Origin of the sequence: Colwellia ponticola (assembly GCF_005885605.1) — a bacterium.
GTDB lineage: Bacteria > Pseudomonadota > Gammaproteobacteria > Enterobacterales > Alteromonadaceae > Colwellia > Colwellia ponticola.
Genome location: NZ_SZVP01000124.1, coordinates 1 through 450, shown reverse-complemented (window position 1 = coordinate 450; position 450 = coordinate 1). Strand labels below are relative to the sequence as shown.

Sequence of the window (450 nt, the reverse complement as noted above, 5' to 3'; positions counted from 1 at the left end):
TGTTGAGTTGTATATCGCCCTCGGGCGAGATGATTTCCCCAGGCGTCGGCATGACGGCCAACGGCAACTGCCCGGGTCGAATCGGCTGATGCACGGTGACCAGTTTGGTGCCATCGGGGAACGTACCTTCCACCTGCAGTACCGGCAGCAGATCGGCCACGCCGGGCATGACGTTGTCAGTGTTGAGGTGTGTCGAGCCGAAACCGATCAGCTCGGCCACGCTGCGACCCTCACGGGCGCCTTCGAGGATTTCATCGGCAATCAGCGCCGAGGCTTCCGGAAAGTTCAGGCGCAGCCCTTTGGTGCGGCGTTTGCGCGCAAGTTCGGCGGCGGTGTATAGCGTCAGCCGCTCAAGTTCGGTGGGCGTCAGCAGCATGTTCAAGCTCCTGTGTCGGCAGCAGGCGTTTTCGTGCCCGCCACCTCAATTTGCGAAAAGACGGAGGTCCTGGG

The 450-nt window shown here is 62.0% G+C and carries 1 pseudogene; it reads right to left on the bottom strand.

The window, feature by feature from the left end:
* Positions 1–79 precede the first annotated feature (79 nt).
* A pseudogene (locus FCS21_RS16145) lies at positions 80–376 on the bottom strand (urease subunit gamma); the annotation flags it as partial.
* Between the last annotated feature and the right edge of the window lie 74 nt (positions 377–450).